Here is a 25,607-nt window from a genome sequence, read left to right as displayed (position 1 = left end):
ATTTTTATGATAAATATCAATACTCTAATTTATTTAGAATAATTAAAAACAATATATTTGCAAAAATTTTTAGTTAACAAATTATAATCTACAGTTAGATCATAATCAATCGAGGCGCTGAAATATTCAAACCGGCATGTTTAAAAAGAACAACGGTGTTACTATCAATCGTCTGACTTATAAATTTTAACAAAATAATTCAATACACATAAGGATCTTATAAACAATGAAAAGAGTAATAATAGGAGCTGCTTTATTATCAACTGTGATGGTATTTGCTCAGGAAAAAAAAGATACGATTAAATCAAACGATATTGAAGAGGTTGTAGTAAGCGGTAAGTACTATAAAAAATATGTAGAAAAGGAAGGTTCTTCTTCAATGCGTTTAGATGAAGCACTGATCAAAATTCCTCAAAACATTTCTATTATTACGAACAGGGCTTTAGAAGATCAGCAGGTAACCACATTAAGCGATGGTGTATTACGAAATGTTGCCGGAGCACAAAGGTTAGAACACTGGGGAGATATGTATACCAGAGTTAACATGAGAGGTTCAAGAGCAGCTGCCTTTATGAATGGGGTAAATGTCACTTCAAACTGGGGACCTCTGAGTGAGGACATGAGCTTTGTAGATCATATTGAGTTCATCAAAGGCCCTTCCGGTTTCCTGATGTCAAATGGTGAACCAAGCGGTATTTATAATATCGTTACCAAAAAGCCTACCGGACAATTATTGAACGGAAGTGCCAGAGTAACGCTTGGAAGCTTTAATATGTACAGAGGAGAGACTGATATTGATACAAAAATTACAGATAAAGTAGCATTCCGATTGAATTTAATGGCTCAGAATAAAAAGAGCTTCAGAGACTATGAATTTAATGACAGGTACATTATCAATCCCTCATTAAAAGTAAACCTCACTGATAAAACAACTTTAACGGCAGAATACATTTATCAACGAGCTAAAATGTCTGAAGTTGGTTCCGCTTATGTATATAGTTTTGAAGGATATGGTACAAAACCAGTGGAATTTACAGTAACCGACCCTGGAATAGATCCTACTAAAATTACTAACAATACTGTAAACTTAAATTTACAACATAAATTTAACGAAAACTGGAAATTAACTACACAGTTAACTTATGTAAATGAGTATACTATGGGTAGTGATATCTGGCCAGGTAAATTTATATCTGACACTCAATTTATCAGAACACTCAATTTTTGGGAGGCAAGTAATGTAATGAAATTTGGACAGGCGTTTCTAAATGGTTATGTAAAAACCGGTCCTGTATCTCATAAAATTTTAGCAGGACTAGATTTGGGATCTAAAAAATATCTTGCTGATTGGTCAAGAAGTGGAGCACTAGATACAGAACAAAAACCATTTGATCTTAATTCTTCTACATACACACCACCTACCTCGTATCCTCATTTCGATAACCAAGGAAAATCTCTATTAGAAAGAGCCACACCATATGGAACAATTGAACAGGAGTATACAGGTGTTTATTTACAAGATGAATTAGGGTTCTTAGATGATGCTTTGAGATTAACTTTAGCAGCACGCTATACTAATGTTAAAGAAAATAGTTATGGAACAAAAACTGAAGCAAATAGGATTACTCCTCGCATTGGTTTGAGTTATTCTATAGATGCAAATACTTCAGCATATGCTCTATATGACCAAGCTTTTTCACCTCAGTCAGGATTATTCAGAGACGGAACTACAGCAAAACCAATCACTGGAAACAGTACAGAGATTGGATTCAAACGGGACTGGTTTGCCGGAAAATGGAATACAACTCTATCTTTATATAATATTAATAAAAATAATGCAATAGGAGGTGATCCTACTGATCCAACAGGAATTTTCTCAATCTTTCTTGGTAAAACGAGAGTACAGGGAGTAGAGTTTGATCTTAAAGGGGAAATTGTAAGAGGATTCAATGCAATATTTAATTATGCATTCACAGAAAATAAATTTACAGAAACAACACCATTAAGTAATAAGGGTGATAAAGTTCCTGGGTTTGCAAAACATACTGTAAATGGCTGGCTAAATTATACTTTCACACAAGGTGATTTAGAAGGTTTTGGGCTAAGCTTCGGAGGAACATTTCTGGGAGGAAGAAGTACATGGAATTGGGGAAGTACTAACGCTCCATTACAAATGAATGACTATCTTAAATTTGATGCAGGGTTGTCTTGGGAAAATACAAAATTCAGAGTTGGTTTGAATGTATTTAATGTTTTCAACAGATATCTGTATAGCGGAAGCAGCATTAACTTTACGATGGTAGATAATACTCAACGAGGAGGTTATTATTATCAAGCTGAAGCTCCGAGAAATTTCAGACTTTCAATAGGGTATAAATTTTAAATAAATAAAGGTTAATCGGTTTTTTTCCGGTTAACTTTTTTCTATGCGTAAAAAACATCATCATAAGAAGAAACCATCCGCTACAAAAAAGTGGTCTGCCCAGCTGCATTTGTGGTTCGGCTTATCTGTGGGTTTGATCGTATTCATTGTTTCCCTTTCCGGAACTTTATATGTTTTTAAGGATGAAATCCAGAATATAATCCGAAAAGATGCTATAGAACTCAAAAGAGAAACCATCCGGGAACAACCTTTACCAATTGGTCTTCTCCGTGAAAAAGTAACATTGGAACTTAATGAAAAATATCCTTTGAGTTCTGTTGAGATCCCAATGGATAAAGGAAAATCTTATGGATTTTTATACTATAAAAAAGGGAAAAAGGGATGGAATTATTTTCAGGAAGTATTGATCAATAAGCAGGTTTTTGTTAACCAGTATACCGGTGAAATCCTGGCTGTTTATGATGAAAAATATGATGTCTTTACCATTTTAAAATATATTCACTGGAGTCTTCTTTTGAAATCGGACTGGGGAAAATATGTGGTGGGAATTCCGGTGGTTCTTTTTATTGTAATGCTGATCACAGGAATTGTATTGTGGTGGCCTCAAAATAAAAAAGCAAGAAAAGGGCGCTTCTGGTTTAACTGGAAAAATGTAAAAACCTGGAAACGGAAAAACTATGACCTCCACAATGTTCTGGGGTTCTACTCCTCGTTTATTGCTTTACTTATGGCGATTACGGGTATTTACTTTACCTACCCCTACGTTAAAAATGCCTTCAATTTCACTTTATCCGGATCATTTGAACTTCCAAAAGAAAAGCAACCCAAGTCTCCGGATTCGCTACTGCCAAAAAACAATAGAGTTTTTGATCTGGCAGCCAATGAAACGAGAAAAATATATGCGTCTTCTTCAAGTTTCAGAATTCCTCTGAACGGAAAGAATAAAAAAGGAAAAGAACTGAAGAACATTCCGGTAACCATTTATCAGCAAGACGGAAGGTACAGCGAAAGAAATGTTCTGATATTCGATAAGTACTCCGGAAAACTATTGGCAAACCGCCCTCATCAGAATTTATCTGCTGCAGAGAAATATTCCAATGCCAATTATGACATCCATACAGGTTCTTATTTCGGCCTGGCGGGCAAGATCATTTGGTTTATTGCAGGGCTTATCTGCACATCTTTACCTGTTACCGGATTTCTGGTATGGTGGGGAAAAAGAAAGAAACAAGGGAAAAAAATATAATGAAAAAAGCTTTTTTATCAGTAGCATGTCTGGGAACAGTGACTGCTTTTGCACAAGTTAAAGATACACTACAAACCAGGAATGTTGAAGAAGTTGTACTTACAGCTTCAAGAAAAAAAGAAAATATCAAGGAAGTTCCTAGCTCTATTACTATTGTCGGGGAAAAGCAGGTACAATCTCAATTGACGGTTAATTCGGATATTACCAGCATCCTTCAATATACTGTTCCGAGTTTGGGACCAAGTTCGGGACAAACTTCCAATTCAGGACAAACCCTCCGAGGCCGCCAGGTATTGGTACTTATTGACGGGGTTCCACAGTCCACTCCACTTAGAAACGGAGCAAGGGATATAAGATCTATTGATCCGTCGGTTATTGAAAGGATCGAGGTTATTAAAGGTGCTTCGTCCATATATGGAAACGGAGCGGACGGAGGTATCATTAATTATATTACCAAAAGAAGCAGAGCGGATCAAAAGATTTCAGGTCTTTCACAGATCGGAATTACAGGTCAGCCTTATGGCGGGACATTAGGATTCAGGGCAAGCCAGCTTTTATCCGGAAAGATCACAGACAAATTTGATTATGTAGCCTCATTGGCTTACGAAAGAACGGGATACCTGAAGGATGCTGACGGTGTAAACCTCAGCCCTACCTACAGTACGGCAAAAATGGACAATTACAACGGAATGCTGAAACTGGGATATAACCTTACTCCTAATCAAAGAATTGAGGCTTCATATTTAGGATATGCTTCGAAATCAGATCTGGATTTAGGATTAAAAACCGGAAAATACGGAGTTACTCCAACAATCGGTGAAGGAAGGGGGAAAAATCTTGAAACTACTCCACAGGGAACACCAAGAAACCATAACTATAAATTAAGCTACGATAATAAAAACCTGTTTGAAAGGACATCATTGAATGTAAACCTTTATTATCAGGACTTCAGAACAGTGTATGGATACAGTGATACATTCCTGAACGGAGGGCAGTCCAACGTTATTTCCAAGAAAAAAGGTGCCCGTATTAATCTTGATACTCAATTGTGGAATACGAAAAACTCCCAGGCAGAAGTTATTTACGGAGTCGATATACTTAATGATCAAACCGTACAGAAGCTTGAAGATGGCCGTTACTGGACTCCGGACATGGACATGACCAACATTGCTCCTTTTGCACTTATTAAAATTGATCTTTTAAAAAAGCTTACCATTAAAGGAGGTGTCCGTTATGAGAATATAAAAGTTAAGGTAGGTGATTTCAATACTCTCTCATCCATTAAAAACGACGGCACATTCACAAAAAGTATTTTTGTTACCGGCGGAGACTTAAAGTACAACGCCTTTGTAGGAAACATTGGGGTGCGTTATAATATTGAAGATTATATCAATTTATTCGGAAGCTTTTCACAAGCCTATTCGATTAATGAACTAGGCAGGATCCTCAGGACATCTACGGAAGGAACTATACAAAACCTCGAAACCAAACCTATTATTGTTAACAATTATGAATTGGGAGCCACAGGTCAGATTTCCAAATGGATCAATTACGAAATTACATCTTATGTAAGTACTTCAAAATTAGGAGCTTCATTTGTTCAGAGCCCGGACCGTGCTTTAACCATTCAAAGGTCTCCCGAAGTAGTATATGGAGTAGAAGGATTTTTACATTTCACGCCTACCCGATGGATTAATTTCGGTGGAAGCTACAGCTGGATGGAAGGCATTACTTCTATAAAAAATGACGGTGATTATTCTGCAAAAATCAACAACAGCAGAATTTCTGCTCCGAAGGTCCTGGCTTATGTTCAGGTAAGGCCTGTGAAGGCATTATCTTTAGGGCTTGATATGCTTCATGCCTTTAAACAGGACAGGTTCGAGCCTAATACAAAAACAGGATTATATGCTTACGGTGAAGGTCGGGTTCCGGATTACACTGTTTTCAATTTTAAGTCCAGCTATGAAGTCAATAATAACTGGAAAGTTTCTTTAGGAATAGAAAACCTTTTCAATAAACTCTACCAACCTTCTATCGCATGGTGGTCTGCAAGAGATAGTGACTTCATCAATTCTTTAGGGATGAGAGGAACTTTCATGATCGAATATAAATTTTAATTAATCTAAATAAAAGTTAAGTGTTATCTTTGCACGACTTTCTGTTACGATATGAAGAAGAAACATCACCATAAAAAAAAGCCCGGATTTTTTAAAAAGTGGTCTGCTAAACTGCATTTGTGGTTTGGACTGGGAATCGGCTTTTTAATTTTCATTATTTCCATCACCGGAGCATTATATGTTTTTAAGGATGAGATTGAAAACGTTACCCGAAAAGATGTTATCTATCATAACGAGCAAAATATAGATCAAAAACAGATCATGCCGATCAGGGTGCTGGAAAAATCAGTTACCGAACAGGTAAAAGAGAAATATCCTGTTCACTGGGTTAACATTCCTGTTGATAAGAAGATGTCATACATTTTCTATTGGTACGAACACAACACCGATGCCTGGAATTACTTTGACGAATATCCTGTCTATAAAGCGGCTTACGTAAATCCTTACACCGGAAAAGTTTTAAGAACGTATGACGAAAAAAACGGATTCTTCCAGATCGTAAAAATGATCCACTGGAGCTTTTTATTGAAACAGGACTGGGGAAAATACCTTGTTGGGATTCCCGTTATTATATTCGTCATCATGCTGATTACGGGGATCGTATTGTGGTGGCCTAAAAATAAAGCGGCGAGGAAACAACGTTTTTCTTTCAAATGGAAAAATATCAAAAGCTGGAAGAGAAAGAACTATGATCTTCACAATGTACTAGGTTTTTACGCCTCCGTTTTCGCTTTAATATTCTCTATTACCGGTTTATTTTATGCCTTCTTTTTTGTTCAGGCAGCAATCTATGTGATCTTTTCAGGAGGAAGTACCGTTTATCCTGATTTTTCCCATATCAAGACAAAGGCCCCGATAGAGCAGAGAACAGAAACCACGCTCGATAAAATAAGCAATACTGTTAAAGAGAAATATCCGGATTCCTTTGGTTTTTCTATAGATCTCGGGCACGAACATATGGATGATCACGAGCATCCTAATTTTGAAGTATACGTAAAGCACCTATCCTATTCTTATCATAAAAGCAGCAGCTTAATTTTTGATGAAAACTCAGGTGAACTTCTTCACACTCACGATCCTAAAGACAAAAATTTCGGAGAAAAAGTAGTGGGAGCAAATTATGATATCCACGTCGGATCCATATTGGGGCTTCCTACAAAAATCATTGCCTTTGTTGTAAGTCTCATATGTACCTCATTACCAGTGACTGGCTTCCTCGTATGGTGGGGAAGAAGAAAAAAGAAAACACCCAAAACGGCCTGAAAACTTTTTTTAATAAATTCTTCGTTAATAATCCATTAATACAATCTTTTTTATAATTTTAACCCTTTAGAATTATTAGAATAGAAAATGTCATTAATAGATTTATCAAAACATGTTGCCATAGGAATTGATATTGGTGGTACCAATACAAAGTTTGGAGTGGTAAACCACAGAGGAGAGGTCCTTGAAAAAGGGCACCTGAGAACGGATGAATATGAAAAGGTTGAAGATTTTATCGAAGCCCTGCATGAAAAGGTTCACCCTCTGATTGAAAAGTACGGCAATGAAAAAAATTTCGATGGCATTGGTGTAGGTGCTCCTAACGGGAACTATTACACCGGAACCATAGAGCAGGCTCCCAATCTTCCCTGGAAGGGAGTTGTTCCTTTTGCTGAATTAATGACAGCCAAATTCAATCTGCCTTGTACCATTACCAATGATGCCAATGCCGCAGCTTATGGTGAAATGCTTTTCGGAGCAGCAAGAGGAATGAAAGATTTTATCATGATCACTTTAGGAACAGGCGTAGGAAGCGGTATCGTGGCCAGTGGAAAGCTGATCTACGGACATGATGGTTTTGCCGGTGAACTCGGACATACCATTGTGAAACCGGGAGGAAGAAAGCATTGGAGTACCGGTTCTGAAGGAAGTCTTGAGGCGTATGCCTCCGCTACAGGAATTGCAATCACGGCTAAAAAAATGAGGGCTGAATTTCCTGAATCCCTGTTGAACCAGTATCCTGAAGAGGCGATCAATTCTAAAACGGTTCATGAATGTGCATTAAAAGGAGATCCTATTGCTATCGAAGTATTCAGATACACGGGACAGAAATTAGGGGAGGCATTGGCTAATTTTGTTATGTTCTCATCTCCTGAGGCGATTCTTTTATTTGGTGGAGTTATTAAAGCCGGAGATTTTATCCTGAAACCTGCAAAACTTCATATGGAAAGAAACCTTCTTTCGATTTTCAGAAATAAAGTTAAATTGGTTTTCAGCGAACTTGATGAAGCGGATGCTGCTATTTTGGGGGCAAGTGCTTTGGTTTGGGAAAAATAATCTGACGCTATTTAAAGATATAATCAAGCATCCTTTAAGGGTGCTTTTTATTTTGTCCTATATTATCCGGAATATTTGATTTTCGGCTCGCTGCAAATCACGAGCAATATGTACAAATTCTCATGACAGTTCCCGTAAAAAATGAAAAAGTTTTTCATATTTTTGATTAGCTTTTTGATATCCTTTATAGTATAGGATAGATAAAGAAACCGGTAATTCAAACAATCAACCTACAATGGATAACAATAATTTAGAACAGATTACTTTCGGCGGTGGATGCTTCTGGTGTGTAGAAAGCTGTTTCAACATGCTAAAGGGTGTAAAATCTGCAATTTCAGGCTATTCAGGAGGACATAAAGAGAATCCGACCTACGAAGAAGTATGTACAGGAAATACAGGTCATGCAGAAGTAGTACAGATCACTTATGATCCTAAGATCATTTCATACGAACAATTGATGGATGTATTCTTTTTCCTTCATGATCCTACACAGCTTAACAGGCAGGGAAATGACATCGGAACACAATACCGTTCTGTTATTTACTATAAAGATGATGCGGAAAAGCAAAAAGCAGAAGAAGCCATCAGGGTATCTGAAGCATCAGGGAGATGGTCCGGAGAATATGTTACCGAATTAACGAAATTCGATAAGTTCTGGCCTGCTGAGCAATACCACCAGGGGTATTACAATGAAAATCCTACACAGCCTTATTGCAGTGCTGTGGTAGGCCCTAAAATTCAAAAATTCAAAAAACATTTCGGAGAACTGAACATGTTGAATGCTGAATAAAAAAATAAAGCGAAGAGAATAATCTCTTCGCTTTTCTTTGCAGAAAATAATCATTTATATGAGAAAAACTAGTAGCCCGGATTCTGTGTAAAATCATTTGATGCATCAAGTGTTGCCTGAGGAATCGGGAAAATTCTTCTGTAAGGTTGGGACGCTGACTTAGCCGTTCCCGGAAGATCGAATTTCCCAAATCTTATCATCGCTTTTCTTCTGTACATCTCCCAATACAGTTCATAGCCGGACTCTTTAAATAAAGTATTTGCATCAAGAGAAGCAATCGCAACTCCCGGAGCATTATTATATAAAGATTCACGGGTCCTGCTGGTTCTTAATTTATTAACATCGGCTAACGCTGCTGCTATATTTCCATTTCTGAAATAGGCTTCTGCACGCATCATATAGATTGTTCCCAATCTGTATAATGGGACGTCCATTCCGCTTGTTCCGTTGTTTCCATAGCCCGGATCAAATTCAAATTTGAAATTTCTTACTCCTCTGTTGATCTGCGCCTGCGTAAATACAGCCTCAGAAGGGTTATCAAAATTCAGTTCAGGAGTGAAATCTGCAGCAAGCGTTGTGTTTTTTTCTGTAAACAACTTAAATACTTTAATTCTTCCATCTGCGGTCATATCGAAATTTCCATTTTGAAGAATTTTAGGCCCATATTGCTGACCCACCTGCAGTCCTCTGTTAAAATGAAACCAGGGTTTTCCTGTTCCTTCCACTTTACTTGTTGAAGGCACGCTCACATCAGTTCCGTCATTTCTGAACCATGTTCCGTCTCCATATTGATAGGTTCTTTGAAAACGGGGGTCATCATGATTCCCGTTCCATGAGTAATAGAATTCAGGAGTGACACATGATGCATTTGTTCCTCTGTTATCCGGTGAAGGCTTCTGGCTCCTTTCCATTGACATATACGCTAAATCGTTATCCGAACCCTTGTCTGAACTGGCTATTTTTTTCTGAACAATAGTAAAGATCATCTCCTTGCTCGTATCATTATTGATATCAAAATTGTGAAAATAATTAGACTCTAAGCTAAAGTTGGGATTATTAATCAACAAGTTACAATATTCAATCACTTTATCCATATCATTTCCTCCCCCACTTACAGCCTGTTCCGTAAAATTGAAAGTACCTGCCGTTTTGTTTTTTAAAACTGCCCTGTTCAGGTACATATCTGCCAAAAGTGCATAGGCGGCTTGCTTTGTAAACCTTCCTGCATGGGTATTCTGAGTTTTAATATCTGCTAAATTGGGAATAAGCCCTGTTACTTCAGTGATTAAAGCATCAATTGTAGTATCTGCCTTTCTGATCACAATCGGGGCATTGATATTATCCGGATCCCTGTAAGGAGCTTGGCCAAATAAATCGATGGTTGTGTAAGTATAATATGCCAATAATCCTTTTGCTTCTGCTAAAAATAATGCTTTATTGGCTCCTGTACTTTTGTTAGCGCTCGATATCGCCGTTAAAGATTTGGTAATCCCGAAGTTCAGCTGGTTCCATGTCGTTTTAACCACGTCACTGTTGGCATCCCAAGTAAATTCGTGCATAGCTCTCCACTTTCCTCCGTCTCCCCAGTCACTTCCTCTCGTAGGAAGAATGGCCTCATCCGTAGAATATTCCTGCAAAGCAAAAACACTTCCATGGTCTACAAAAGTTCCTTCGCCAAGCTGGCTGTAAGCAGCAGCCAAAGCAGCCTCTGGATCTGCAACTTCAGAACCCAGAACCTCATCGATTACTTTTTCATCCAGATTTGTACATCCTATTAAGGCCAATGCAGCAATGGATAAAATAATTTTATTAATATTTAAAAAATTAGATCTCATGATTTCTTTAACTCAAATTAAAATTTAACAGTTGCCCCCAAAATGAATGTTTTGGCAGACGGATATGTTGTATAGTCGATTCCCAGAGACTGGTTCCCTCCTACTTGTTTGTTCGTATCAACAAGAGGATCATATCCCGAATAACTGGTGATGGTAAATAAATTTTGTGCGCTTACGTAGAGATTAATGCTCTTTAAAAATTTCAGTTGTCCCATGTCGAAAGTATATCCTAGCCTTACGTTGTTCAAACGAAGGAAATCGGATTTTTCAAGATACAAAGAGGACAATTGGGGCTGATTGGTGAAACTTGCTCCCGAATCGTAGAAATTTTTCAAAACGTTCCTGTCTGAGGCTAGGTTATTGATATTCAGGTCAAGCGCCGTATTATTAACGAGATAGCCTCCGGTTTGTCCGATGAAAGAGAATGCAAAATCAAATCGCTTGTATTTCATATAAGAATTGATCCCGAAGGTAAAATTGGGTATAGCTCCTTCGAAAATTTTTCTGTCATTCTGATCGATTCTTCCGTCCCCGTTAATATCTTCATAGATATATTTTCCGTTGGCATCAACACCAAGATAATTCAACATATAGAAAGAACCCGCCTCATATCCGTTTTTGTAAATATTCGCCGTTACCCCGGAAAGCCCCGGTCCCGAAACTTCACCGGAGTAAATCGCTGATACCGGAAGATTTTTTACAACATTGTTCACTGTCGCTCCGTTCACATCAAGGTTCCATGTAAAATTTTCATTTTTGATGATCTCTGAACCTAAGCTGAATTCAAAACCTTTATTGACAATCTGCGCATCAACATTCTTCCAAACAGTGCTTGTTGGGCTCAAAGGTCTTGAAGGAATATTTAAAATAGGATCTTTCGTCGTCTTATGATAATATTCCAATGATCCGTACAATTTATTTTTCCATAGACTGAAATCTGTCCCAATATTGGTCTGCTCTACAACTTCCCATTTCAGGTCAGGATTTACCGTTCTATTGATGGCCACTCCGTTGATCAGATTTAAGTTATCATACAGATAATATCCCGCAGCTTGCGTCAGTGAAGAACTCGCTTGTGTAATTTTGTTTGGAACTTCCTGGTTACCGGTTTGCCCCCAGCTTCCTCTTAATTTTAATTCATTGATGATCTGAGAGTCCTTTAAGAAATTTTCATTGGAAACCGTCCACCCCACCGCAAATGAAGGGAAATATCCGTATTTATTATTTTTACCAAAACGAGTGGAACCGTCTGCTCGTAATGAAGCTGTTAGTAAATACTTTTTATCAAAATTATAATTTACCCTTCCGAAATAGGACTGCAATTCATTTTCCTGCGCATATCCCGCTCCGGGAATAAATGCCGTTCCTGAATATCCCGGATTAATTTCCGGTGCAATTCCCGCTCCCTGAGCAGCAATATCCTTTACTCCGAAATAAGTTCCTGTAGATTTGAATTTCTGATATGAAAAACCTCCCAGCAAACTGAAATTATGCTTATTTAAACTAAGATCATAGGTTAAGTAATGTTCCAACAGAATATTATAAGAATCAAGATTGGCCTGAACATACATTCCTTTGGGAGTTCTGTCGGTAATATTCGGATACATAGTGGTGTTTCTCTCCGACATTGTTTTATCGATCCCTAAATTGAATTTATAATTCAATCCCGGCAAGATCCTTAAAGTTGCCTCTGTACTTCCTAAAACCCTGAAGGTATTGGTCTTGTCATTATAAACACTTAACAGATATAATGGATTATAATGAGCATTCATATTAAAATTAGTGAAGTTCCCGTTTTGATCATAAACAGAACGGGTTGGGTTCGCCATCAGTGCATGAATAATGACTTGACCATCCGATCCTGCATTACCTCCATTCGGGATTCCTGTTTCCCTGATGTCACTTGCCGTAAGGTTTACTTTAACCTTTAGCCTTTTATTGTCAAAAAAAGACTCTTCTGCATTCAGACGGGCAGTTGTTCTTTTAAAACCACTGTTGAGAACAATACCGTTCTGATCCATGTGAGAAATGGAAGCAAAATAATTTCCTGTTTCCGTAGCTTTTGAAAATGATACCGAGTGATTCTGAGACACCGCGTTTCTATAGATCTCATCCTGCCAATCCGTATTTCCTCCGTGATCATAAAGCTTATCAACTCCGGCAGCTCTGTACTGATCTGCCGTTAGCAGATCCAGCTTCTTAATAACAGAAGAAAAACCAAGATAGGTATCATAGGTAAACATAGGTTCCCCTCTCTTTCCTCTTTTCGTGGTGACCAAAACAACTCCGTTCGATCCCCGGGCTCCATAAATGGCAGCAGCCGAAGCATCTTTTAAGACGGTGATTGATTCGATATCACTGGTATTCAGAAAGTTTAACGGATTTTTTGCCTGTGCATTTCCTAAACCTACATTCGGGCTTGTTGCACTCACCGCATCATTACTTAAAGGAACACCATCTACAACAAATAAAGGATTACTACCACTCCTTATTGAACCGATCCCACGAATAGATACGTTCACTCCGGCCCCCGGTTCACCGCTTGACTGAACTATACGAACACCGGCAATCTTTCCCTGCATCAGGTTATCCACAGAAATGTTCATTCCTTCTTTGAAGTTTTCAGCCTTCAACTGGCTGACAGCTCCTGTTAAATCAGATTTTTTCTGGGATCCATAACCTACTAAAGTTACCTCTTCGATAGAAGTTGCTGCTTTTTTGGATTTTAGCCGTACAGAAACAGAAGTTCCGTCGATCTTTATCTTCTGAACTTCATATCCATCATAAGAGACTGATAATGTTTGTCCGATAGAAGCAGAAATGCTAAAATTTCCTGAAGCATCTGAGATGGCTGTAGCTCCCGTTTCTGCAACCATAATTTTTGCCCCCTCAACCGGTGATCCCTCCTGATCCAAAACAACTCCGGAAATCGTCTCATTTACCTGCGAGTAAACAGGGCTAATGGTCGTAAAACCCTCTGCATTGGCCTGATTGGCCAACAGAAAGATTAACGCTATTGGAATTAGCTTTTTAAATTTAAAAAAATTAATTTTGTGGTACATATCATTAAGTAAATTGTAATAAACATTTGCTTAGTAAAAAGCCGCTGTTGTTCCCGCAACAGTGGTTTTTTTCAACTCTTTTCACAGCTTATTTTCGGCATACAAAGTAAATTCATTTCCCCAAAAACTATTTTAACATAATATTATCTTAAGATCAACAAAATATAAATATCCCAAAATGAGAAAATAATATCGTTTTAACTTTCAGAGTCTTACAAACAGTATATTTTACCTTATTTACATAATCTTAAAAATTTATTAACATAATGTATAAATTATCTAAGGACAAGAGTCGCTAATTTCGCCATGACAAAATTTGAGTTATTATGAAAAAGGCTGCCGTTTTTCTGTTATACTTATCGCCCTATTTTTTGCTATGGGCACAGAGACAGAATCTGGATGATGTAAAGATGAATGAAATCCAGGTGATCGGCTCCCATAACAGCTATAAGAAAGCAATCCTTCCTGAGGTTTATGATTTTCTGGCAAAAAAAGATTCATTACATTCCCTGCCTAAAATTCAATACGAGCATATGGCGATCCCGGAACAGCTGGATTTAGGATTAAGGAACCTCGAACTTGATGTGTATGCAGACAGCAAAGGCGGAAAATATGCCCACCCGAAAATTTTAGATCTTGTCAAAACAAAACAACCTTTTGATCCGGAAGGGAAAATGAAAAAGCCGGGATACAAAATGATCCATATTACGGATATTGATTATCAGACCTGGTATTACACACTTGAAGAGTGTTTAAAGGATCTTAAAAAATGGTCCGACGCACACCCTGATCACGACCCTATATTCATTACCCTGGAACCTAAAGATGGCGGAGCCAACACATTCGGAACCGAACCGGAGCACTATACAAGCCAATTATTCGATGACCTTGATAACGAGCTTAAAAAGTACCTCGGTAAAAACAAGATCATCACCCCGGATGATATTCGCGGATCCTATACCACATTGAACGAAGCAGTCCTTCACAAGAACTGGCCGACCGTAAAAAATGCCAAAGGAAAGTTTCTTTTTGTGCTGGATAACAACGGAGAAACCAGGGATCTCTATATCAAGGGACACGCTTCTTTATCGGGAAGAATGATATTCACTAATTCATTACCCGGAACCCCGGAAGCTGCAGTATTGTTCAGGAATGATCCCGGTCCTGAAATCCGGGAACTCGTACTAAAAGGATACATTATCCGCACCAGGGCAGATGCAGATACTATGGAAGCGAGAGCCGGGGATTATTCAAGGTTTGAAAAAGCCAAAGCAAGCGGGGCACAAATAATTTCAACAGATTATTACTTACCCAGCAGGCTTTTTAAATCAGATTATAAGGTAAGTTTTGAAAACAATACTTATGAAAGAAAAAATCCGGTAAACGGACAATAATTACACACGTTCACATTCATATCAAAGAAAAGCAGTCTTAGCATAAGGTTGCTTTCTTTTTATTTTAAAAGAGCTTTTAATAACGAAGGTTTGAGAAGCAGGATTCAGCCATTCAACATAAGATACCTCTACAGTTTTTTTACTGATTGCTTTTTCAAATCAATTTCAAAATGATCAGCCGGATCTCCGTTTGAAAGCAGGGATAAGATCCTGAAGACAGATTTTAGCTTTAATATAAAAGGATCCTTCGATTGATTTTTCTCAAAACATTTTATCAGAAACTGATATTGCATCCACCTTTCCTTCGAAATATCCTTTCGTGCAAGTTCATCAGCAGACTGGAATTTATACAGGTCGAACAACAGATCTTCAAGATTCCATTTTTTGAACGAATTTATATTGATATTTTTAGGCAATGTATATTTTGAACCCTCAGAAAGCAAAAGCAACTCTTTCCCTGATAAGGATTTCCCTTTTTCAATAAAATCCTTTGGCCAGTCATCCGGGATCATCCGAAGGCGAACCAATTCCTTAAGATGAAATAACATGAAATCATGGTAGGATTTTGTTTTCAGGATTTCTTTATTCCACAGGAGCTTCCCCGGAATTTTTTGCAATGCTTTGTATTCCTTTTCGTATAAAGGAAACAACTCATCAAAACGGGGAACTTCATGTAAAACTTCTGTCCTTACTTCCATTACATCCTGTGAATGAATGGTAAGCACTTTATAACCTGGTAAATAGGCTGCAAGAGAAGGAACCTGTATATTCACCAGCATCTTATCCCCTATTTTCTGTATCCCCGTATCATTGATATGCATATGTCCTGCAAAATGAATCTGCAACCCGGCATCTGCAAAGTCTTTGGCTACTTCTTCTTCTGGAACCCTTTCCAGCTGCCATTTCTTCTCTCCTAAAAGATTTTTGATCTCATCTGTGGCCCCGTCATTAAAATCGATCATCGGGTAATGGGTAAAGGCAATCAGAGTTTTACCATTTCTTTCAGCTTCTTCTGCAATCTTCTTTACCCATTGGATCAAATGCTTTTTATGCGTCAGAACATTATTATATCCTATACTCGCTCCGTTATAATTTCCGGGATCATCCGAGCCCTTATTGAGGTTTTTGGGAATATAAGTGTTACCATCAATAGCCATCATCCAAACCCCATTTACCGGTTCTACCACATAGCTTAAGTCAGGGACTGAAAATCCTTTGGAGACTTCATACATCCTGTTCGGGTAATTGGCACATTTCATTGCATGATCATAAGAGTAGCCGGAATAAGAATAGCTGGCAAAAGGAGTACTCCAATACAGATTCCCTTTTTGCGGGTAAAAACCGAAATCTTTAAGTTCATTCAAAATCTCGAGATACCCCGATTCCGCAATGTCCTTCGTAATAATATTCCGTTTATTTTTTGACAGGGTTTTATTACTGTAAACCCCCAATGCATTTCCATCGCTTCCTAAAAAATCATCTTTCCCTCCATCCTGATAAAATGGGCCGACAGGATCATGATTTCCCGTTGTTATGTAAAAATTAATCCCATACTTTTCATGATACGTCCTCAGAATCCGTTGCAACCCGCGTATATTGTACGCTTGCCCGTCATCCGAAAAATCACCGGGTATGGCAACAATCTTAATTCCTTTCGTAGCAATATCATCCAGCGCTTTCAGGAAAGCAAAATAATTTTCATTAAAAACTCGTGTGGAATGCAATTGAGCATCCATTGTCCTCAAAATGGTTGCTTTTCCTGTTTTGGGATTAACAATTCCTTTAAAATCATGATCCGAAAAACTCCCATACAAATCCTGAAAATGAACATCTGAAAGAAAAGCAATTTGGATAGGCTTTTGTTGGGCAGATAAGCAAGTAAAAGCTAAAAGTAAAATGAAGAAAACTCCTTTTTTTAACATGGTAAAAATAACCCGAAAATTAGAGGATTATTTTTGGAATTGATTTAAGGGAATTTTAAATAATTGTGAAAGTAGTTATTCTTCAATTTGTATAGTGTCTTTTAGATTTTCCAGCATATTTGAAAATAATAATAGGAGTTGACTTCCTAAGTTCCCTTCCATTATTCGGATCTATCCCATCACTAGTAAAAAATTCCACATTCCCATTATACTTTGAGTACCATGTTGTTCCTAAAGCATTTTCTTCTGTCAAAGTATCTTTACGGGTAATTCTTTTGAAGTACTTCATATCAACAGTATCAATAGGTTTTACATTGATATGAGGATTTTTGTTTTTGCAATCAGTCAATCTATATTCATTTCCATCCCAATACATACATTCCATTAATGGTACCTTATTAATGCCTGATGTAATTCCTTGAATGCTTTGTTTCTTATTTGAGAAAACCACATTTCCCGTAACCAGGCAAACAAGCAGAATCATTTCCATAATACCCAACCCGTTCTGTTTTACGAATTCCGGGACTTTAAAATGTTGCTCGTTACTGATATTAATGATCAGTTTTGAAAACTTTTCAGATATGGACTCCTCGTCCTCGTCTACTCTTATGTTTATTGTTGTTTTATTAGCCTGTTCGTCATCTTTGGCAAATGTTTTTGAAAAATCTGAGAAATCAACATATCCAAGATATTGGCTTAACTTATTAAGTACCAAGGTTTCTACACCTACCTCTTCCTTTATTTCGGCAACGAAGGAGTCATAATATCTAGAAAGTGTTCTTGCCGATATTGTAAATTTTATTTTCCTTTCAAGATCATCTGAAAGATCATCTGCCCATCCGCTTTTAGAATCCTTCGGAGATTCTTTTTTAATTTTCTCGAACACTTCACGAATAAGTAGTTTTCTTTTGGACATATTTAGTTTTTAAAGTAATTACAAAATAGCTGCTTTTCACTCATGTCGCATTACGGATTACCGTAAGTATATTCCTGTCCATTTCTTGTCTATCGATGTCGATGTTTTGTCTAACACATGCGTCGCCCTTTGTCGCATCTTTGCTTCAGAAATCAGTGATAAACAAACAATTAAAACAACAGACAATAACAAATTTACAAAACTGATTTCTAAATCACCAGATAAAACGGAAGAAAACTCCGGGTTGGGAAGCAGATGTTTCTCTTCCGTTTTTGAAGGTTCTACTTCCCTTAAAAAATAAGAAGCGCTTCGAAATTTTTTACCGTGTACAGCCTGTGGAAAAATCCATAGGAGGAAGAAAAACAGTCAAAAAAATTCAAAATTTTAAGGAAATGATCCAGTTTATATTAATGCTAATAGGTTTAGCATTTCCAAATAATAACGCAAATACAGCAACAAGTAATGATAACAATTATCCAATTGTACAACCCGTAACACAAGGAGGACCTATGGATCCTATTGGAGGTGTAGGAGGAGATGGTGATACAGGAGGCAACACAGGACAAAAACCACCAACCCCATAATCCGCTAATAACAAAGGGAGTAATAATTAATATTATTCCCTTTTTTGTATCTTGGAAAGAAAAAATATTGAAAAAATTTATCCTTTTATCCCTCTTCTGTATTATTGGTTGTAAAAGAGAAGTTCAAAAGAGAACAACATTTCAAAACACCAATTTAATTAAGGCTGATATTTGCAGAGAAAGTAAAAATACTGACTCAGCCTATATATATTATACCAAAGCCAAAGAAGAATTACTAAATATTCGTGATAGCATAGAGGCAGCCCGTGCTATTACCAATATTGCAATAATAGAATCTGATAAAGGAGATTACTACAGTAGTATTGGAAGTTCTATTCAAGCACAAAAATTATTGGGAGAGAGAAATGATTCTGTATCTAAAAGAATAGCATCAGCTAACTATAATTCAATCGCTATTGCCTCTAAAAATCTCAAAAATTTTAGTGAGGCTATCAAATACTATGACTTGGCGGTTTCAACTTCTATAAATAAAATTGATTCATTAGCTTTTTATAATAATATTGGCGACACCTATTTAGAGCAAAAAAATTATAGCCTTGCCAAATCTTACTTTAAAAAAGCATTAAAAACAACTGATAGCCTGGATTACGCCAGAGCACTGAATAATTATGCAAAAGCGCAGTTCTTAGATAATAAAAATTTTGACGCATTTCCAGATTTATTAAAAGCATGGCAAATAAGAATCCGATTCAATGATAACTTATCTATCAATTCCAGCCTTGCAACTTTATCCGATTACTATTCTGACAAGGACATTTCCAAGTCTTTATATTTTGCTCAAGAAATGTACAAGGTAGCAACCAAGAGTAATAGTCCGGATGACAGAGTAGAAGCATTAAGTAAATTAATAATTCTTAATCCAAAAAATTATTCGGAAAATTTTAAAAAATATACAGAACTTAATTCATCCTTGCAGACTGAGAGAAATAACGATATAAATAAATTCGGACTTTTAAAATTTCGGGTTGAAAATATAGAAAGAGAAAAAGCAGAAAGTGAAAACAGTCTATTAATTCAGTATCTAGTTTCAGGAGCACTCGTAGCAATAGTTATAATTATTATTATCCTATTCAGTAAAAGGCAAAAAAGGCTAAAGCAAGAAAAAGAACTGGAAATAAAAAACACTCAACTTAAACTCTCCAAAAAAGTACACGATGTAGTAGCAAACGGTATCTATCAGGTGATGACCAAGATTGAAAACCAGGAAAGCTTTAGCAAAGATGAGGCGCTTGATGAATTGGAATTTGTTTATGAAAAATCAAGGGATATCTCCTATGAAAAGACCGATCTTACTAATAACGAGAAGAATTTCAATGAAAAAATATCGGAACTTATAGGCTCCTTTAATAATGATACTGTAAAAACCTATCTTGCCGGAAACGATGCAAGCATATGGAAGGGATTACAAGAATCAACCCTGACAGAAGTGTACCAGATTGTACGTGAATTACTCGTAAATATGAAAAAACATAGCCGGGCAGACCGGGTGGTTTTCAGATTTGAAAGGGAAAATGAACTGATCAAAATTTACTATACCGATAATGGAATTGGCATTCCCGGAGAAATTATATATAAAAATGGGCTGTCGTCTACGGTTTCCCGTATAGAAACAATCAAAGGAGAAATTATTTTTGACACCAAAACCGAAAGAGGATTGAAGATCAACATTTCATTTCCTGTTTCCTAAAAACTAAAAAGAATGTTCAAAAAAATTTTAATCGCTGAAGACCATGAAAGTATTAATCTTTCGGTACAAAAAACACTGGAAGACCTCAACATTCCGAATGTTGATTATGTATATTACTGTGATGATGCATTGGCAAAGGTTCATAAATCCATTCGGGAAAATGAACCATACGACCTGTTGATCACTGATTTGTATTATGAAGAAGATCACCGGCAGCAAAACATCAAAGACGGAAGAGATCTTATCCAACAAATAAAGGCACTTCAGCCTTCCCTAAAAGTCATTGTCTTTTCCGCCGAACACAAATCCGGAATCATCGATTCTCTTTTCAAAGAATATCATATCAATGGATATGTTCGTAAGGCAAGAAACGATTCCAAAGAGCTTAAAAAATCAATTGCATCTGTTTACATTAATGAAAATTATCTGTCTCTTGATTTAAAGCAGGAAATAAAAAAACTAAATAGTTATGAGTTTTCTGCGTATGAAATTACACTCGTTTCCCTTCTTTCAAAAGGAGTTCTGCAAAAAAACATTCCTGATCTCCTACAGGAAAAAAACATAAAGCCTAACAGTTTAAGCAGTGTTGAAAAAAAATTGAACAGCTTAAAAGAAGATCTTGAGGTAACCAGCAACGAACAACTGGTTGCATTTTGCAAAGACATCGGTATTATTTAAAAAATAAAATTTTCCATTCCGATTTATATAGCCTTTCATTTTTTTGAAAGGTTTTTTTGTTTTTTGCCCGTTTTACGGATTCCCGTAAGGATTGGTTTTGAAAGGGTTATACTTTTGGAATGTTAAATAACTTGAAAAACTCAAATAATGACTAGAATAATTCTTCAAAATGAATCTTTGAATAATCAATCAGAAAGCAAACAAACGTCATCCAAAATTATCAATGATCGTGATATTCTGAGAAAACGTTCTGAAAAATATTTAAAATTAATTAAGGGATTCGATAAAGAACTTTTGACAGAAACACGAGGTAAAGAAGAATTAATGACAATAATTTGTGAAGAATTCGGAACAGCTGAATTAGCAGACCTTCCATTAGGAATTTTAGCAAAATGTTACTTGGGGCATCCCCATGAAGTACATACTTTGGATTTAGGTGGTGGTCAAATCATTCGACACTATAAAATAGGAGAGCCTCTTCCCAACAACTTTGAAAAAGCAAGAGTACTCGCCAAACACAATGCTTATGCTTTCGTAGAAGTATTTAAAGACAAATTGATCCTTATCCGCGAAGATGGAACAGCAACAAAATTATAACCTTGAAACTAAATAAAATGGCACAACAAGCAATTTCATATGCAGATCTCTCCTTCATTAATAATACTTTGAGGATAATTAAAGCAGATGTCAGGGAAGCTAATATAGAATTAGGAGGTCTCAATATAAAACATGATCATCTAAAAAATGATTTAATAAAATTAGCCAATTCATTTGCCAATTTTGTAGAATCAGATATTAAGAATAAAGCTCTACAACTTGCTGAGACCCGACAAGGAAATCTGAAGCAGGATCTCCAGATAAAATTTGGATATTATGCAGAAATCCGAAGAATGGCGTCAGGAATTCTCCAAGGAGTTGATACAGGTATTATCAGTGAAGAAACATTACGGAATACCACTGAAGAAGTTATGATAAAAGCTCCAAATTATTGGCTTGCTCCAGCACTTATTGTATTAGCTTCGTGGATGCGTAATGATAAGGAAACCACAACAAAAGCTCTTACTGAAAGCTTAAAAAGAGATGACTATAAGACAACCCTTTTTTTCATGTTAATCATGAGACGGCTGGAAAGAAACGAAGCTTGTACTCAATGGATGCACAGATATTTTTTACATCAAAATCCTCATGATCTAGATAGAGAATTTATTGTTATTCTGGAAGCAATTGCCACAGGAGTTTTCCCCCCTTCCTCACATCAATTGATGATTTCCAATCTAAAAATATGGATTGAACAACTCACACAAACTGATAATTATATTGATAAACAAAAAATTCAGTGGACAAATTTTTTTAAAACAAAGGGCTCATTATCCGAAAAAAAGTATCCTTTACTCGAAGAGTTTGCGCCAAATTGGAAAAACCTTGAGTCATCTTTAACAAAAGCAAGATCTCATCAAGCACTAGAGGCTCATTTTAAAGATATTTTTGAAACAACTACTGATTACTCTAAAGCTAAAAAAATTCAACTTGATGAGATTCTTTCACTATTGGTGACTAATTTTGATGATGACGAACTTCCTCTTCAAAATGAAGTCAGATTAAATCAATTAATTATTCAGAAAGATGGAGATAAAAAAGCTGCACAATCTTTAATGGATAATGAAATACATATTTTTGATGAGAAAGTTGATTTCCTACAGATGTTGACAAACGCAGCCTTTGATCCAGAACTATCTGGTGCTACAAAAGTCACACAAGCTCTGGCTGTTTCGATCAGCCAGCCTTGGATTATAGAAGCCCACGATACATTTACAGCTGATTACAGAATTAAAGTGGAAGAAAAAGTTGAATTAGACATCGATGGTTTCAAAACCTCGACAGTTAATGGGATTGACGAGACAGAACAACTTCAAAAACATGATAAGTATTGGATTCAATTCTTGGAAAATGAATTGAAAAAGCTTTCTTTTCCTTTTACAGGTATTATTGTTGGAACATTAATTTGTTTGCTAGGCCTAATAATATTTAAGTCAAGTTTTATTGGAATCTTCGGATTGTTAATTGGAGGAATAATTATATGGCAATCAATTAGAAATCATCAGAAGCTCAAGAAAAAAACGATAGAAACAATTACTGAAAGAAAAACAAAATCCAAAGAAGTTCTACGTGGATGCATCGTTGAAGTTGTTGACTATCGTAAAGAATTCGCATTAGAAGACTCAAAAGCAGAAATTTTAAGACAAGTATTAGCATCTATAAATTCCCAAGATTTCTCTAGTAATTCAAGAGACGTAAGACCTATTTTACAACCTTCTTAAAAATACATCAAATGAAAGATATTAAAAATAACAGTGAAGAAAATAAAAGCGTAATACGACAACAACCTCCAAAACGGAATTTGTTTCAAGGTAAAACAGAAGCTGAAAAAGAAAAAGCAAAATTTTCCAATTGGGATATTTTACCTCCCCATCAGCTTATTAATCCAAGAATAAAATCAAACTAATGAAAGCACCTGTAACATATGCTGATTGGTGCAATTTGTTTGATCGTTTCACAAGTGGTGACGACACTGTTTTTGATGAAATGAATTCCGGAAGTTTTGATCTAGATGCAGGAACGGCTCAACGTTTTTATTTTCAAGCAGAAAAAGCTTATAAAGCCCGAAAAGAAATGTGGTTGGAAAAATTCCAAAGATCTTTTGAAATACAAGATATTAAATCAATTGATGATTTTGAAATTATTATTTTAACAGGCAGGAAAAATCTCATCCCTCTTTCAAAATTTTCAGAATTAAAAGGACTTCCGGAGAATTTAAAAACTGTTTTTAAACAAGATTTGGAAGAATTTGTTGTAGAAATTAAAAAATCTCTAAAGGATAATTTACCTAATATAGGTAACGAAAAAGAAAAGATGACCCTTATCATTAATTCCTTTACGCTTCCTGAAAACATAGAGAAAAACATACTCCAAAGCAGCCCTATCTGTAACGAAATTAATCCATTAATAAAAAGAAAAATAATCTTTTAGCTATGTCAAATAAAACTGAATTCAAAAATTCTCTGTTGCTGATGTTTCGGGCAAGAATTCCTTTCATATCAATAAGGAGTATTGAGCGCGCAAGGGTCCTAGAAATCATCCAAGAATTAGCGGAAGAAATCAATATTCCAATGTATGTTCATAGCCTTTCTCATGGTATGACAGATATTAAAACAAGAAAAACTGTTAATGATGATCGTTCTGTCGTTGGGGGAATTGATTTTGCTGTCCAAAATATTACACAGAGACAAAACATTACTTTCGTTTTCAACGAAGTAAGTGACATCGAAGATGATAACATTGTTTCAAGACATATTTATGATTGTGTAGTTCAAGCTATAGAAAGAGGTGGAAGTATTTGTATTATTTCTACAAAAAGTGTTTGGTCACAACTTCAAAGATTGGGAATGACTTTGACTCTATATCCTCCAAATGAAGACGAAATGCTAGAAATTGTTAAAGACTGCGTCCTGCCTTACAAAAATGCCTTCCCAATTGAATGGGATGAAAAAGATTTTAAAATGGTTGCAACTATTTTAGCAAACATGTCAAAAATTGAAGCTGAAAATGTCTTAGCTACCCAAATGGCAAAAGGCTCTTTAACAAAAGAAGACATCAAGCTTCTAGCACAGGAGAAAGACAAATTGTTTAGTGATATTTCAGGTCTTGAAAAAGTAAAGATTGATTCCAATATGCTTTCCATAGGTGGCCTGAGTGGACTACAACGATGGTTAGAAAATCAGAAAACACTTTTAACTGCTGATTTAAAGACAAGAAAACTTCGACCTCCCAGAGGAGTTTTACTAGTTGGAGTTCCTGGTTGTGGAAAATCTTTATCTGCCAAATTCATTGCTGCAAATTGGAATCTTCCTTTGTACAGACTTGATTTTGCTGCCATTCAGGGAATGTATGTAGGCCAATCTGAAAACAGGTTAAAAGAAGCTTTCGAATCCGCCGACAATGCATCTCCTTGTATTTTATGGATCGACGAAATTGAAAAAGGCTTAGCCTCAAATGCCAATGATTCATCTGGAGTTACCTCGAGAATGATTGGCCAGTTTCTATTTTGGTTGCAGGAAAGTACAGAAAAAGTATTTGTTGTAGCAACTGCGAATGACGTCACTAAACTGCCTCCAGAATTACTTCGTAAAGGAAGATTTGATGAATTGTTTTTTGTTGATCTTCCTGAAGAAAAGGAAAGAGAAGACATTATTAACCTCTACATTAAAAAAAATCTTTTACCCAAACCTTCTGTTGATACTTTTGAAAAATTAGTTTCACTTTCATCAGGTTTTGCTGGTTCTGATTTAGAAGGAGCGGTAAGAGACATCGCAATCCAGGCAGTAATTAATGGTGATGAATTTATCACTGATAAATTATATGAATCTTGTTTCCAGAATATTGTTCCTTTAAGCAAAACAAGTCCAGAAAGAATTGAAGCAATTAGAAACTGGGGCAAAGAAAGAGCACTTCCTGCCTCCGGATTGGCGTGGAATAATTCATTTAATGATTCAACTTCAACTAGACGTAGTATCATTATATAAGTATTTTTCAAAGTCTATTTTACGGAAACCCATAAGGATTAGTACTTTAATCACTATACTTTTGAAATGTTAA

The 25,607-nt window shown here is 36.3% G+C and carries 19 protein-coding genes; 15 read left to right on the top strand and 4 right to left on the bottom strand.

All coding sequences use genetic code 11. The features are described from left to right. Nucleotides 1-226 precede the first annotated feature (226 nt). The 6 genes from AAEU33_RS05555 to msrA all read left to right on the top strand — a co-directional run bounded on the left by AAEU33_RS05555 (nt 227) and on the right by msrA (nt 8,855). The gene (locus tag AAEU33_RS05555; protein ID WP_345991303.1) at nt 227-2,383 is read left to right on the top strand and encodes a TonB-dependent siderophore receptor; all 2,157 of its coding nucleotides are present in this window, start codon (nt 227-229) and stop codon (nt 2,381-2,383) included. 43 nt (nt 2,384-2,426) lie between these two features. Next, nucleotides 2,427-3,629, top strand: a complete 1,203-nt coding sequence (locus tag AAEU33_RS05550) for a PepSY-associated TM helix domain-containing protein (protein ID WP_345991302.1) — start codon at nt 2,427-2,429, stop codon at nt 3,627-3,629. Next, entirely contained in the window at nt 3,629-5,746 is a 2,118-nt protein-coding gene (locus tag AAEU33_RS05545; protein ID WP_345991300.1) for a TonB-dependent receptor, read from the top strand. Before AAEU33_RS05550 ends, AAEU33_RS05545 begins: the two co-directional genes overlap by 1 nt. A gap of 51 nt (nt 5,747-5,797) precedes the next feature. After that, nucleotides 5,798-7,009 (top strand): PepSY-associated TM helix domain-containing protein, encoded by a 1,212-nt coding sequence (locus tag AAEU33_RS05540; protein WP_345991299.1) that lies wholly within the window; start codon nt 5,798-5,800, stop codon nt 7,007-7,009. 87 nt (nt 7,010-7,096) lie between these two features. After that, nucleotides 7,097-8,065, top strand: coding sequence for an ROK family protein (locus AAEU33_RS05535; RefSeq protein WP_172281487.1), 969 nt, complete (start codon nt 7,097-7,099; stop codon nt 8,063-8,065). A gap of 235 nt (nt 8,066-8,300) precedes the next feature. Continuing rightward, nucleotides 8,301-8,855, top strand: a complete 555-nt coding sequence (msrA, locus tag AAEU33_RS05530; protein ID WP_172281489.1) for a peptide-methionine (S)-S-oxide reductase MsrA — start codon at nt 8,301-8,303, stop codon at nt 8,853-8,855. A gap of 68 nt (nt 8,856-8,923) precedes the next feature. Here the strand turns inward: msrA and AAEU33_RS05525 are convergent, their stop codons facing one another. Both AAEU33_RS05525 and AAEU33_RS05520 read right to left on the bottom strand, forming a co-directional pair. After that, nucleotides 8,924-10,690, bottom strand: coding sequence for a RagB/SusD family nutrient uptake outer membrane protein (locus AAEU33_RS05525; protein ID WP_345991296.1), 1,767 nt, complete (start codon nt 10,688-10,690; stop codon nt 8,924-8,926). Between the two features lie 17 nt (nt 10,691-10,707). Next, complete coding sequence (locus AAEU33_RS05520) at nt 10,708-13,752, bottom strand: TonB-dependent receptor (RefSeq protein WP_345991295.1); 3,045 nt, start codon at nt 13,750-13,752, stop codon at nt 10,708-10,710. 326 nt (nt 13,753-14,078) lie between these two features. Between AAEU33_RS05520 and AAEU33_RS05515 the strand changes: the two genes are divergently transcribed. Next, nucleotides 14,079-15,146 (top strand): phosphatidylinositol-specific phospholipase C1-like protein, encoded by a 1,068-nt coding sequence (locus AAEU33_RS05515; protein ID WP_345991293.1) that lies wholly within the window; start codon nt 14,079-14,081, stop codon nt 15,144-15,146. A gap of 128 nt (nt 15,147-15,274) precedes the next feature. Here the strand turns inward: AAEU33_RS05515 and AAEU33_RS05510 are convergent, their stop codons facing one another. Then, nucleotides 15,275-17,068: a metallophosphoesterase gene (locus AAEU33_RS05510; RefSeq protein WP_345991291.1), complete on the bottom strand. Its 1,794-nt coding sequence runs from the start codon at nt 17,066-17,068 to the stop codon at nt 15,275-15,277. Nucleotides 17,069-17,150: 82 nt separating this feature from the next. After that, a complete protein-coding gene (locus AAEU33_RS05505) occupies nt 17,151-17,984 on the bottom strand; it encodes a hypothetical protein (protein WP_345991289.1) in 834 nt (277 codons plus the stop codon). Between the two features lie 392 nt (nt 17,985-18,376). Here AAEU33_RS05505 and AAEU33_RS05500 point away from each other — a divergent pair, with 392 nt between their 5' ends. The 8 genes from AAEU33_RS05500 (at nt 18,377) to AAEU33_RS05465 (ending at nt 25,534) form a co-directional block, all read left to right on the top strand. Beyond that, nucleotides 18,377-18,568, top strand: coding sequence for a hypothetical protein (locus tag AAEU33_RS05500; RefSeq protein WP_345991287.1), 192 nt, complete (start codon nt 18,377-18,379; stop codon nt 18,566-18,568). Nucleotides 18,569-18,635: 67 nt separating this feature from the next. Then, nucleotides 18,636-20,276 carry a tetratricopeptide repeat protein gene (locus AAEU33_RS05495; RefSeq protein ID WP_345991285.1) on the top strand — a complete coding sequence of 547 codons (1,641 nt, stop codon included), beginning with the start codon at nt 18,636-18,638 and terminating at the stop codon, nt 20,274-20,276. A 12-nt stretch (nt 20,277-20,288) separates the two neighbouring features. Next, entirely contained in the window at nt 20,289-20,954 is a 666-nt protein-coding gene (locus AAEU33_RS05490; RefSeq protein WP_345991284.1) for a response regulator, read from the top strand. Nucleotides 20,955-21,101: 147 nt separating this feature from the next. Beyond that, a complete protein-coding gene (locus AAEU33_RS05485) occupies nt 21,102-21,551 on the top strand; it encodes a hypothetical protein (RefSeq protein WP_345991282.1) in 450 nt (149 codons plus the stop codon). 17 nt (nt 21,552-21,568) lie between these two features. Then, nucleotides 21,569-23,272: a hypothetical protein gene (locus tag AAEU33_RS05480; protein WP_345991280.1), complete on the top strand. Its 1,704-nt coding sequence runs from the start codon at nt 21,569-21,571 to the stop codon at nt 23,270-23,272. A gap of 11 nt (nt 23,273-23,283) precedes the next feature. Further along, nucleotides 23,284-23,457 (top strand): hypothetical protein, encoded by a 174-nt coding sequence (locus tag AAEU33_RS05475; RefSeq protein ID WP_345991278.1) that lies wholly within the window; start codon nt 23,284-23,286, stop codon nt 23,455-23,457. Continuing rightward, nucleotides 23,457-23,981 carry a hypothetical protein gene (locus AAEU33_RS05470; protein WP_345991276.1) on the top strand — a complete coding sequence of 175 codons (525 nt, stop codon included), beginning with the start codon at nt 23,457-23,459 and terminating at the stop codon, nt 23,979-23,981. The genes AAEU33_RS05475 and AAEU33_RS05470 overlap by 1 nt, the downstream gene beginning before the upstream one ends. A gap of 2 nt (nt 23,982-23,983) precedes the next feature. Beyond that, entirely contained in the window at nt 23,984-25,534 is a 1,551-nt protein-coding gene (locus tag AAEU33_RS05465; protein WP_345991274.1) for an AAA family ATPase, read from the top strand. Nucleotides 25,535-25,607: the final 73 nt, after the last annotated feature.

It is taken from the genome of Chryseobacterium sp. Chry.R1, assembly GCF_039645525.1.
Lineage (GTDB): Bacteria > Bacteroidota > Bacteroidia > Flavobacteriales > Weeksellaceae > Chryseobacterium > Chryseobacterium proteolyticum.
This window is presented reverse-complemented; position numbering and strand designations above follow the sequence as displayed.